The 11,650-nt window shown below is 63.6% G+C and carries 9 protein-coding genes and 1 pseudogene; 3 read left to right on the top strand and 7 right to left on the bottom strand.

Annotated features, from left to right (window positions below; all coding sequences use genetic code 11):
• Positions 1–8: 8 nt before the first annotated feature.
• Together V6S66_RS05560 and V6S66_RS05555 are read right to left on the bottom strand one after the other, a co-directional pair.
• Positions 9–365, bottom strand: a complete 357-nt coding sequence (locus V6S66_RS05560; protein ID WP_334205754.1) for a HepT-like ribonuclease domain-containing protein — start codon at positions 363–365, stop codon at positions 9–11.
• Positions 365–835 carry a nucleotidyltransferase domain-containing protein gene (locus V6S66_RS05555; RefSeq protein ID WP_334205753.1) on the bottom strand — a complete coding sequence of 157 codons (471 nt, stop codon included), beginning with the start codon at positions 833–835 and terminating at the stop codon, positions 365–367. Before V6S66_RS05555 ends, V6S66_RS05560 begins: the two co-directional genes overlap by 1 nt.
• A 194-nt stretch (positions 836–1,029) precedes the next feature.
• Between V6S66_RS05555 and V6S66_RS05550 the strand changes: the two genes are divergently transcribed.
• The gene (locus V6S66_RS05550; protein ID WP_334205752.1) at positions 1,030–1,263 is read left to right on the top strand and encodes a helix-turn-helix transcriptional regulator; all 234 of its coding nucleotides are present in this window, start codon (positions 1,030–1,032) and stop codon (positions 1,261–1,263) included.
• A gap of 62 nt (positions 1,264–1,325) precedes the next feature.
• On the top strand, positions 1,326–2,420 hold the full coding sequence (locus V6S66_RS05545; protein ID WP_334205751.1) for a tyrosine-type recombinase/integrase: 1,095 nt from the start codon (positions 1,326–1,328) through the stop codon (positions 2,418–2,420).
• Between the two features lie 104 nt (positions 2,421–2,524).
• Here V6S66_RS05545 and V6S66_RS05540 read toward each other — a convergent pair whose 3' ends face one another.
• The 5 genes and pseudogenes from V6S66_RS05540 to V6S66_RS05520 form a co-directional block, all read right to left on the bottom strand.
• A complete protein-coding gene (locus tag V6S66_RS05540) occupies positions 2,525–4,501 on the bottom strand; it encodes a hypothetical protein (RefSeq protein ID WP_334205750.1) in 1,977 nt (658 codons plus the stop codon).
• Between the two features lie 191 nt (positions 4,502–4,692).
• Positions 4,693–5,550, bottom strand: a complete 858-nt coding sequence (locus tag V6S66_RS05535; protein ID WP_334205749.1) for a hypothetical protein — start codon at positions 5,548–5,550, stop codon at positions 4,693–4,695.
• Positions 5,551–5,909: 359 nt separating this feature from the next.
• A complete protein-coding gene (locus tag V6S66_RS05530) occupies positions 5,910–7,175 on the bottom strand; it encodes a phosphorylase family protein (RefSeq protein ID WP_334205748.1) in 1,266 nt (421 codons plus the stop codon).
• 566 nt (positions 7,176–7,741) lie between these two features.
• Positions 7,742–8,630 (bottom strand): annotated as a pseudogene (locus V6S66_RS05525) (IS5 family transposase).
• A gap of 155 nt (positions 8,631–8,785) precedes the next feature.
• Positions 8,786–10,021, bottom strand: a complete 1,236-nt coding sequence (locus tag V6S66_RS05520) for an IS256 family transposase (RefSeq protein ID WP_334205112.1) — start codon at positions 10,019–10,021, stop codon at positions 8,786–8,788.
• A 995-nt stretch (positions 10,022–11,016) separates the two neighbouring features.
• Between V6S66_RS05520 and V6S66_RS05515 the strand changes: the two genes are divergently transcribed.
• Positions 11,017–11,520: a GbsR/MarR family transcriptional regulator gene (locus V6S66_RS05515; protein ID WP_129478249.1), complete on the top strand. Its 504-nt coding sequence runs from the start codon at positions 11,017–11,019 to the stop codon at positions 11,518–11,520.
• Positions 11,521–11,650: the final 130 nt, after the last annotated feature.

Here is an 11,650-nt window from a genome sequence, read left to right as displayed (position 1 = left end):
CCGTCAGGTCACTCGGCGTCGAGGACGGCCCGCGCTTCGTCGACCAGCGGCGCGAGCGACGTGCGCCACGCCGGCAGATCGACCGCCAGAGTCGGCCAGGTCAGCGCGCGGTCGATCTCGTCGTACTGGTGGATGAGGAAGTTCCGGTTGGCGATGGCGAGTGCCCACTCGACGCCTTCTGGTGCGAGCACGCCCTTCTCGGACAGTCGCTTGGCTGCCTCGCCAAGCTTCATCATGAGCGAGTCCCCGGCTTCCTGCAGAAGGCCATCCGCCACGTACGCGTCTTGCCCGCGGGCGACGATCTCGTCGGCGCGCGTCAACCAGCCCTCGATGTGGAGCAGCTCCTTCGCTGCGCTGGTCTCCATCAGAGCAGCATCGCGTCACGGCGGATGTCGTCATCGATCGGCTTCAAGCCGCCGTAGGAGACGAGGTCGGTTTCACGACCGAGGACCTGCTCGATCAGCTGCTTGAACCGGAGGAACCCGAACGTCGACGTGCCCTCGGGCGCCTCGACCAGCAGGTCGATGTCGGAGTTCGGGCGGGCGTCACCGCGAGCCACCGACCCGAATACGGCGAGGCGCTCGTATCCATGCTCGGCCGCAAGCGCTCGGAGGACCGGACCGGCAGCTTCGATAAGCAGCTGGGGATGAACTCCAGCCAGGTCCGGTGCGTGTCGAAGCTGCTGGCTGACCGCAGGCTGCGAGATTCCGAGCGACTCGGCGATCTGCGTCTGACTCGAGCCGGCCGCCACCATCGCCCGCAGCGCGATCGCGCGGCGAAGCCGGGCCACGTCCTCATCGCGGCGCGCAGATGCGTACTCGGCCAGCAGGGTCATAAGCCCATCTTATGGGCATTCCAGCGAACTTTTCAGAACTTTCGGGGGGACGTGCTCTGACCTGCAGCGATATGGGACGTACCCCCTACGTACCCCCTCCGAAAGGCAGCGAGGGGGTACGAATCCGGTGATGTTGCCCTGTCACTCTCCGTCCATCGAAAGCACGACCTCATCATTCGAGTTCAGGAGTAGCCATGAAGACCTCATCGCCCGCCGCCACCCACGCCCTGCCCCACGCCGATGACGAGCTGATGTCGGTCACCGAGGTCGCTACCCTCGTCCGCGTCCCGGTGGCGACCGTCCGGTACTGGCGCCACCTCGGGACGGGGCCGCACGGATTCCGTGTCGGCCGGTCCGTCCGCTACTGGCGCAGCGACGTCATCCACTGGCTTGACGAGCAGTCCCGTTGTCCACAGAACGGCAACTGACCCTGGCGCCGCGCAGTCGGCAGGTCTGACGATCCGACCAACACCACTTAGAGGAGGCAGCCATGGCCGGCAACATCGCTCGTCGACCGAACGGGAAGTGGCGTGGGCGGTACCGCGACGAGTCGGGCCGCGAGCACACGCGGCACTTCGAGCGGAAGGTCGACGCGCAGCAGTGGCTCGACCAGATCGCCGCCGCAATCATCACCGGCACCTACGCCGATCCGAGAGCCGGACAGATCACCTTCGCCGCGTTCTTCGGCGAGTGGTCGGCACGACAAGTCTGGGCACCCGGCACCGTGCTCGCGATGTCACTCGCGGCGAGGTCGGTTCCGTTCTCGGAGAAGCCGATGCGACACATCCGCCGCTCCGACGTCGAAGTCTGGATCAAGTCGATGGACGCCGCCGGTCTCGCTCCGGGCACCGTCAAGACTCGATACGTCAACGTCCGTTCGGTCTTCCGTGCCGCCGTCCGAGATCGTGTCATCGGACAGGACCCCACCGACAGCATCCGACTCCCCCGGCGCCGTCGCAGCGACGCCGCGATGTCGATCCCCACACCCGAGGAAGTCGGCACGCTCGTGGCCGTCGCCACCGACGAGGTCCGGACCTTCATCGCGCTCTGCGCGTTCACCGGTCTCCGACTCGGCGAAGCTGCCGGCGTGCAGCTGGGCGACGTCGACTTCGACAGCGCCACGCTCTCGGTCACCCGACAGGTACAGCGGCTCAGCGGGCCCGACGTCGATATCCGTCCGCCAAAGTACGGGTCAGAACGAGTCGTGCACCTCGCGCCGGGCATGGTCGACTTGCTGACGCGCCACGTCGCCGACGTAGGCACCGTCGGCGACGAACGCTGGCTCTTCGGCGAGAACGGCGAGCCGCCCCATCAGAACACGGTCGGCTACTGGTGGCGCAAGACGCTGAAGGCCGCGGGGCTGAGCGGGATCAAGCTCCACGACCTCCGCCACTTCTACGCCTCGGGGCTCATCGCGGCCGGGTGCGACGTGGTCACCGTTCAGCGCTCGCTCGGCCACGCCAAGGCAACCACGACGCTCAACACATACGCACACCTCTGGCCGACAGCGGAGGACCGAACGAGGTTCGCTGCTCAATCGGTCATGGATTCTTCACTCGGGTCCCCTGCGACTCTGCCAACGTGATCTCGGCCAGCACCGGCTGCACGAAACCCGCAACATCCCGTCCAACATGACGTGTGGCGATTAGTCCGAGGCGGATCGGCTCCGGGTTCCCGAGCGGATAACTTCTAGCTCAGTGCGCTCGGTGATGTGGATTCCTCAGCGGCAGCAAGACAGAAGTCGTCGTTTATCTTGATCACCAGCGCTACGGTCAGCCGCAGCGCGGTCATGTAGGCGTGAAAGTGCGCGTCTTCTCCATCAGCGTTGACCTGGGACCCGTGCAGGTACTTGTTTCGCAGTTCGGGCCCGTTGCTGAAGTCCACCGCGTTGAGGAAGTAATTGAAGTACATTCCTTCGGCCTCCGACAGCAGCGACGACCTTCGTTGCACCCAACCCTTAGCGACCATCGCGTCGGCGACGGCTCGGCCGCGGGCCGAGAGGTGGAAGTAGTTTGCGCACTGCGTGTGGAAGAGGGAAGACAGGATTTGAAACTGCTCGATGTTGATGAGTCGAACCTTGGTTCCATCGTTCTCAACTATCCCGAGCTCGATCAGATGGTCAATGGCAGGCTTTTGGTAGTCGTGGAAGTCGTCGTACCTGACCTCGTTTTTCAGCAGCAGCATTGCTCCGTTGTCGTCTCGCAACTCTTCACTGATGTAGTTCAAGGACGCCTGGTCTGAGAACAGCAGATTCAAGACGCTCGCGATCTCGTCGGAATCTGTCGAGTAAAGGTACTTGCCACCGAGAAGGCTTGGTATCGCCTTGTATCGAACCTGTTCTGAACCCATTGCGAGCAGGTCGCGGTCGAGTTCACCGTCCTTCGCGAAGAGGCTGAACTGGCTCGCGACGCTCTCCATCTCCGCGAAGAGGTGCCGCACCTTCTGAAGGTAAGAAGTACCGGCACCAGATGGCGTGAATGAGAAGTTCTCGGCCTGGAACTCTTCGACGAGGTATGTCCCGAAGAACCATGAAACCACCTGCTCCAGATCCATGTCCTTGGTCTCCAAGAAGTGGTGGTACAGGCGCGTCTGGAGTAGCGAACTCATGTCGGTCATGCGGAACACGGCACCGATCCGGTACTCCGTCCGTCCGGGCGTCCCCATGAAACGCTCCATCACTCCGAGTCTCGCGGGGTACGACGGCAGGACCAGAAACCCGCTCCGGTCGATGAACCCGAAAAGATGAATGAAATTGTTCAAGATGCTGGCGTTATCGCACGTCTCCTCGAGCCAGCGAAGGCTGTACTTGTAGCGGCACACCAAGCCGTCCGACTCATCAAGCTCTTCAGTCGCCGGCTCAACCTGATCGGCGATACCCACCTCGCAACCAGTCCTGATCCCGCCGTTGCCTTCGAAGAACTTTTCATTCAGTTCCTTGCTACGACGCTTCGCGCGCAACTTCAGGCGCGCGTCGATCCCCGCCGCTGGCGTCTCCTTGGCGGACGCGATCAGTCCGACATAGTTCGGATTGGCGCTCTCTCCGTCGATGTATTGCTCTAAGAGCGCTCGGCAGTCGTTGGCGGTGAGACTCCGCGGAAGGTTGATGCCGTTAGGCACGTCCTCCTGGAGATACTTGCGCATCAAATGTTCAGCACCCTGAGGTGAGGACAGCAACGTGGTGCGCACCTCGGCGTCGTACGCCTGAACCAATTTCTTGCACCGGAGGATGACATCAAGATGCACCCCCGCCGCCGAGAGGGCCGGCAGGATGGTTGCGGCGGTACAGCGCTCGTACGCCCTGCTGCGACCAAGAAGCTCGAGAAGGTCGCCGTGGTAGTCATACCTCCCGCGGGCCGCGCCGTCGACCACGGCCGCCACATTCGAATCGTCGACGTCCGAAAAGAACCGCGCGACCGCGCCTCGAATCTGCGGGATGCGTGCCTTTGCCAGGGCTTGCTGCTCCTCGTTGTAGGCCAGCGGCAAGTAGCCGTGTTCGAGGTACTGCTGAACGTTGTGCAACTCGAGGATGTCGACGGTGCTCGTCGGTGCGTTCTCGGGGTCAAACTGTTCAGCGAGATCAACCGCCCGCTGAACGAACCAGCCTGTAGCTAAGTCGTTCGGGCCGAAGAACCGGACCCTCCGAAACTCTTCGTCCTCTTCAGTCACTCGCAGGCTTTCCTCATCTTCGCGAAATGGAACACCGCCGATCATGGCCCACAGAACAGACACAACTGGTCACGGAGCGCTTGGCCCATGACCTACTTTCGGTTCCAGCAGGGCCGCCACTCGTCCGTATGGCACCGGTCCACTCCTCCGCAGTGCACCGCGAAGCGCGCGCCCATCCGACGCTCATAGTCCTAGACAAACGTTTCGGGATCGCGCTCTACTACAAGGCCCCGGTCGAACCAGCCCACTAAAGTCACGGCCAGTAGCACTGCGCCTTCGGCCTCTTCGTGGGTGACGTCGCTGTAGGCCTCGCTTCCGTGTCGGTCCCTATGGCCCCTATATAGCGATTTGAGGGTGCCCAACAGCAACTCTTTCGAGGGGTACTGGGAGTGCTCGCGAAGGAATGGCAGACGCCAGCGGGCTTCGGCCTTCTCGATCGCCCGGATGGAGTTCCCCAAAGTCGCCGCAGCATCGCTGATGTCCAAGGCAGAGAATGTGGCCGTTTCAACGGCTCGCACTGCATATGCGTACGCAGCGCTATCGTTCGGCTCCAACTCGTAGACGTGATTCCAGGCTCTCGCCAGCAGCTCCCCGGCAGGCCTTCCAGAAGCGATGAGCGACTCCGCTGCCGCCTGCACGCCTTCTGGGACGCGAGCAGCCAACCGCCAAGAATTGTCACGTCTAACGACACGGAACTTAGATCGACCGTTTGCGAGAACAGCCGACAGTCCTGTGTCGTCGACCCCGTACTGGCTCTCGAAAAGCCGGTAGTCGACCACGCGTAAGAGGTGCTGATCGGACAGCTTCATGAGGAACTTGCGCGTCTCTGATTCGTTCAGCACGTTGGTGTACTCGGGATTCAAGCCGAAGTGAATGTCCAGAGCGTTCGACCATGTGTGCAGTTGCTGAGGGTAGATGTAGCCCCTGTCTTGGATGCTCCGCCACAGCCACGTGACCAGCGCAGGGCGCATCGTCGACGGGACGCCAGGACGGAGCACCCTCCACTCAACGGCCTCGTGCTCTGATGCGTCGAAGGGCACGTAAGTCATGGCTCCGAGAATAGTGATCCAAAACGACATTTGTCCGTGCACCGTTGCATGGACAGCTGCCTTGGAGCTCGCAGTCCTGAGTGGCAGGCGTGAGTGGCCACGCTTGCGGGTCAATCACCGGTGACGCAGAGGCCGAGAGACCCGCCCGAAGCCGCCTTGGCCTGCCCAGCACGGGGATGGTCTCCCCCGCGAATCAGATAGAGGGGTGACGCTCTATACGTCATTCCGCCGCTTGCGCTGACGGGTTACGACAGAGCGTCACCCCAGGTGATGTCGCCAAGCGCGTGGACCACGAAAATGCCGTCGCCCGACCAGAGTCAGAAATTTTGCCAGCGGGATTGAAAAGTTCACCGTCCGCGTTAACACCGCGCGGTCGCACGACCCGGGTCGGTTTCGGCATCGTGCGCACGCGCTCTTCCGCCACGGTTGCCGCCCCGGAAGCAACTCTCGTGGCCACGCGTAGCTATAGCTCGTGCGCCGCTAAAGCACTGACTACGGTCTTGTGTCCCTAAAACTCCGTGACGGAGCAGGTGGGAAAACACTCGGGCTGCTGCGACGGCAGCTTGTTGATGGTGCTTGTCCCCCTTCTCTTCATCGGCCATGTCGCAGACACCCTTGATGACTGTGGCGCGTCGCCCGGCAGACTCCGCCGCTCGCACAACTCCATACGACTCCATGTCTATCGCCGCTAGCTTTCGATGCCGCTCTTGCAGTTCAATCCGGAACTGTTCGTTGGCGACAACCTTCTCGCCGCACGCCATGACCCGATTGTCGGCCCTGAGCGTGATCCCATCGCAGGACAACCCACCGGCGTGGATCGCAGCACGTCGAACTATCTCGGAGTCGCACTCGCGTGAATGGTCGCCACGTTGTTCTCCTGTTGCGGCGATCTTGGCTGACTCGTAGTAGATGACGGTCTTGGGGATGACAACGTCTTCCAGCTCAACCTCCCCGGGGACGCCCGCGCAGATGCCAACGAGGACGACGTGAAACGCTTTCGTGCGGAGGATGGCATCGCGAGTCTTGAGTGCTGATCCAACGGACCCCATCTCATCCATATTCACGATCCGAACGAGCCACTCCTCGCCATCTCGGTCCTTGACGGTGACCCGCAGGGATGGACCTGACCCACTGCCGCAATCAAGTTCATGAAGAACCGCCTCGATCTCTTCGGCGAGGGCGGTGACGACCAGCACATCTGCTCGCTCCGCTGGCACGGCGTCGTAAAGCTCATACCGCGGGGCGGTGGTCGCAGCGGGACTGCGGTGAGCGAGCAGGCGCTGTTGAGCGAAGGAGTCAGCGCCGGGCTGCCAATCGCCATTCACAAGGAGCGGCACCGCTCCCAAGACCGCTACAAGCTCGTTGTTATCGACTGCGGTCAACTCCGACTCATTAACTAGGCTCTGAGCAACGCCATTTCGGGCCACAAATATGTCTAGGTACGGCTCCAGCTGCCAGATCCATTCCGCCTGATCCTGGGTGATCCTCCGGTCAGAAACGAGCAGAATGTCGATATCTGAGCGAACACTTCCCGTCTGGTCTTTCCTAGATCCGAAGAGGTAGGCCGACAGTCGTCCACAGTCCAAGTGCTCGGCGACCTCGAGCATTAGCTCCTTCAGATCCACATCTCGGGTGGGCACTCCACCGCGCAATCCTCTCGACGCCATGTAACGGAGTATCTCCCGTTGACCGCGGATTGCGCGTTCGGAACGGGACATCAGGTTCGGTGCCGGGTTCTCGGCAGGTGCTTCTCGCGCGATCGCCGCGGCTCGCACCGATCCGCCGTCTCGAACCCGGTCTTGAGTGGCCTCATACATCTGACCCTGGTTGAGCGCCTTCTCGACAGTCCGATGCCTCGTACCAGGTTGCCGCCTCCGGGCGGCCCGTCCGCTCGCGGCGGTAGCGTCATGTTGCAGCTCGGCTTTGTTCCGGCGCGATTGCGTAGGAGCACCACGGATGTCAGCGAATGGCCCCTCGCATCGACCCCCTCTGGACCTCGTGACCGCGACCTACAACCCATTTTCGAAGGCGGACAAGAACGTCGACGCGCATGGATCTAGCTCGCATGGGATTTCAGCTCCCGGCGCCTTACTCTGACGCCGTGATCGCACTACGAAGCCGCGCCCGATTCTGTGCGACCTACGTGACGCTTCCCTTCAGTCTGTCACCCGCCGTTAACAAGTTCGGCGTTCTAGGGCGTGTCTGGTAAATGGGTGTGGTGATAGGTGATCAGGCTGGCGAGGGTGATGCCGCCGAGGTAGGTCGTGGCGTACTTGTCGTAGCGGGTGGCGATGCCGCGCCACTGCTTGAGCCGGTTGAAGCCGCGCTCGACGGTGTTGCGCTGGCGGTAGAGGTCGGCGTCGAACGCTGGCGGCCTGCCGCCAGCTGATCCCTTCGCTTTGCGCCACGCGATCTGGTCGGATTTCTCCGGGATCGTGTGGCGGATCCGCATCTGCCGCAACCGCGTGCGGGTCGAGTTGTGCGAGTAGGCCTTGTCGGCCAGGACCCGGATCGGGGCCCGGCTGGTCGTTCGGTGGGCTTCGAGGAGCGGCCAGAGCATCGGGTTGTCGCCAGCCTGACCGGCCGTCAGCAGGACCGTGACCGGCGCGCATGCCGTGTCGGACAGGGCGTGGACCTTGGTCGTCAGACCACCCCTGGATCGACCGATCGCGTGGTCAGCTGGCTCGGCGGGCAGATTCTTGTAGTTCGATCCATCCCTTTTTTACCCCTCGAGGCGCGCCAGCAGCGTGCTGATGAACCTTCGCGCTGGTCGAATCGACCGACAGCACCAGCGCATCCAGATCAGCGATGCTGACACCGGATGCGTCCTTGACCGCGACGAACATCTGCTCATAGGTTCCGTCCGCTGACCAGCGGCGATGCCGCTCCCAGACCGACTGCCAGGCCCCGAAGACCTCCGGCAGATCACGCCACGGCGACCCCGTCCGGAACCGCCAGCAGATCCCTTCCAGCGTCAGCCGGTGATCGTTCCACGGCCGTCCACGCCGCCCAGCATCAGCCGGGATCGCCGCCTCGATCACAGCCCAGAGGTCGTCACTGATCACGCCCATACGCACCATGAGACCAGCCTCGGCCACCCCACCGCGAATATTTAGCAGACACGCCCTAGTTTTCCGTCCAAAGGCCGTCGACGAAGGGCTGGCGGCTCAGGAGAGGGTGACGTCCCGCTGTGTGGTGGAGTTTCTCGACACCGTGCGGGTCAGTGGTTGCGAGTCTAGGCCGCGTCGATCGCGGCGATGCCCACCTCCTCGAGCTCGATGGATGCGGCGGTCAGGAGCTTCATGGAGTTCTCGCTGAAGTAGCGGCGGTCGGCGCTGTCCCATTCGTCGTGTTGCTCGATCAGGACGTGTCCAGCGAGCCGCAGCAGGGCCGCGGGGTTGGGGAAGACGCCGACGACGTTCGTGCGGCGCTTGATCTCCTTGTTCAACCGTTCCAGCGGGTTGGTCGACCAGATCTGCTGCCAGTGCCCTGGTGGGAACTCCGCGAACGCGAGGAGGTCTTCGCGGGCGTCGTCGAGCATGTCCGCGACCGCCGGATGGGAGCGGGTGAGCATGGTGACGACCTCGTCGAACTGGGCCCGGACCAGCTCTCGCTTGCCGCGTGGGACGAAGATCGTGCGGATGATCGCGGCGACCATCGGGCCGGCGACCTTGGGCACTCGCGCGAGGACGTTGCGCATGAAGTGGACCCGGCAACGTTGCCAGGCAGCGCCGGCGAAGCAGGTGCTGATCGCGGCCATCAGGCCGGTGTGGGCGTCGGAGACGACCAGCTGGACCCCGGACAGGCCGCGGGCCTTCAGGGAGCGGAAGAAGTCGGTCCAGAACGGTTCGGACTCGGTGTCTCCGACGTCGAATCCCAGGACCTCACGGCGGCCGTCAGCGGCGACGCCGACCGCGACCACGATCGCCTGGGACACGACCCGCCGGCCGACTCTGGCTTTGCAGTAGGTCGCATCGACGAACACATACGGATAGGCCATCTGATCGAGCGGGCGCTCTCGGAACGCGGCGACGTCCTCGTCGAGATTGACGCAGATCCGTGAGACCTCGGACTTCGAGATACCCGTGTCAGCACCGAGCGCCCGGACGAGGTCGTCGACCTTGCGGGTGCTGACGCCGTGAACGTAGGCCTCCATCACCACCGCGAAGAGCGCTTGGTCGACCCGACGGCGTCGTTCGAGCAGCGAGGGAAAGAACGAACCGGCACGCAGCTTCGGGATCCGCAGATCCAACTGACCGGCCGTCGTCGTGACCGTCTTCGGCCGGCTGCCATTACGTTGCGTCACCCGCTCGGGAGTCCGCTCAAACGGGGCCGCGCCGATCGCCGCCGCGGCCTCGGCATCAATCAATTCCTGGTAGAGCTTCTGCGTCGCGATCCGGATCCGATCGGTGACATCGGTGTCCTTGAGTTCCCCGAGCAGCTCGAGGAGGGCAGACTGGTCAAGAGCCATCGTGCGTTGTGTCTTTCTGTGAGTTCCTTGGTCGGTACTCACTGACCATCGCACGATGGCTCACCTCATCGAGGCCAACACCGGGAACTACACCACCAGCCGGGACGTCACCCAGGAGAGCGGACGCGACACGCCGGGGCGTGGCAGTCCTCATGAAATTCAGCCTGTCCGTCACTGGTCAGCGACCGCGTCACCTCGTCGAGGCCGGTGCCGCCATCCTGACAGTGTCGGACGATGGTGCTCGAAGGGCAACGAGGCTGCATACGTGGTCAACACGACATCCGGGCAACGACGACTCAAAGCGGAGGCGACAATGCTGAGTGCGCCGATTCTTGGTGGTCTGCCGAACTCGCTCAGCCAGACGCGGCAACGCCGGGCGATGAACGCCATCGGTAGCCCACTGCACGCCCACTGCAGGGACAGGCGTGGCGCCGTGGGCGGCTGGACCCTCTACTTCTACCCTTTTCCTCCTATGTATTTCGGCGTAGGCTGGCGCCGACCGCTACCTACGGGTGATCGCGATCCCCCGGGTTCGGCCGCCACGGCTGGAGGTGGGTGAGGTGAGATACGGGAATCCGTACGGGCCGGCATGGCAACAGCTGGGGAACGCCCTGTGGGATGTCTTGGCAGTCGTGTGGTGGACGCTGGTGGCTGGCAGCGTCGCGTTCGGTGCATGCTGGTGCATGGGGCAGTTCATGTACACCGAGTGGGTTCGCGACCATCCTGCGCCCCGCCTACGGTTCTTCGCCGAACGCAGGCTGCGTCGAGACATCGCCCGCGGGCTGGGCGACCTTGAGGAGTACCTCCGCGAACGCGATCCAGCGCACCTCAACGACGGGCCCGCCCCTTCCGGCCGGTCTCGGACCTGGAGGCGCCGGGGCTGGCACCGACCTTGAAACAGACCCCCACAGCCCGGACGCCTCCAGGATCTGCGTTCGCAGGGGGATCTCTGAGGGCTGCTATCCCAACGGGCATACCCGGATGGGCCTGGCTCGATGAGCGATGCTGAGCAGATGCTGCCGAGCCGCTGGCAGGACGAGAGCGAGGGGCTGCTTCGCGTGGTCGAGCGTATTGCCCTGATCCTGAACGAAGCCGGGATCCCACGGATGTCCGCCAGGGTGTTGGCCTACATGCTCGCCGACGACGCTGACCGCTACTCCGCCGCCGCGCTCGCGGACGGGGTCCGGGTCAGTCCGGCCGCAATCTCGGGGGCCGTGCGGCATCTCACCGCGACACGGATGGTGGTCAAGGAGCGCGAACCCGGGAGGAGGGCCGAGTTCTACCGGGTCTGTGAGGGCGACGTGTGCGGCATGATCGTGGCCGCCTGGATCCCGGTTCTCAAGCAGTGGGAGTCCGTGGTGGAGTCCGCCGCCGTCGAGCTCGGCGCGAACGGCGGCGGCCACCGATTGGCCGAGGCGACAGAGTTCATCGCGTTCCTGCGCGGCGAGACGGAGGGCATGCTCGAGCGCTGGGCCGAGTACCGCCGACATCCTGGATGAGCGATCCTCGGTGATCGAGGCGCCGTCAGGGATTGGTGGTCGATTGCGTTCGGGCCCTGGCTGCGGTCCGGATCGGTGTGGTGAGGCCTCCAGGACGTGCCCCGGCGTTCGTCTCTCGACGCTTCGGTCC

The organism is Aeromicrobium sp. Sec7.5, from assembly GCF_036867135.1.
In the GTDB taxonomy this organism is placed as follows: domain Bacteria; phylum Actinomycetota; class Actinomycetes; order Propionibacteriales; family Nocardioidaceae; genus Aeromicrobium.
Note: the sequence above shows the minus strand (reverse complement) of the source record. Positions and strands in the feature narration are given on the sequence as shown.

Bases quoted from the DNA above. Each gene is read 5' to 3' on its own strand.
- V6S66_RS05560 (WP_334205754.1), bottom strand. From the start codon at position 365: ATGGAGACCAGCGCAGCGAAGGAGCTGCTCCACATCGAGGGCTGGTTG.
- V6S66_RS05535 (WP_334205749.1), bottom strand. From the start codon at position 5,550: ATGACTTACGTGCCCTTCGACGCATCAGAGCACGAGGCCGTTGAGTGG.
- V6S66_RS05545 (WP_334205751.1), top strand. From the start codon at position 1,326: ATGGCCGGCAACATCGCTCGTCGACCGAACGGGAAGTGGCGTGGGCGG.
- V6S66_RS05520 (WP_334205112.1), bottom strand. From the start codon at position 10,021: ATGGCTCTTGACCAGTCTGCCCTCCTCGAGCTGCTCGGGGAACTCAAG.
- V6S66_RS05555 (WP_334205753.1), bottom strand. From the start codon at position 835: ATGACCCTGCTGGCCGAGTACGCATCTGCGCGCCGCGATGAGGACGTG.
- V6S66_RS05550 (WP_334205752.1), top strand. From the start codon at position 1,030: ATGAAGACCTCATCGCCCGCCGCCACCCACGCCCTGCCCCACGCCGAT.
- V6S66_RS05515 (WP_129478249.1), top strand. From the start codon at position 11,017: ATGAGCGATGCTGAGCAGATGCTGCCGAGCCGCTGGCAGGACGAGAGC.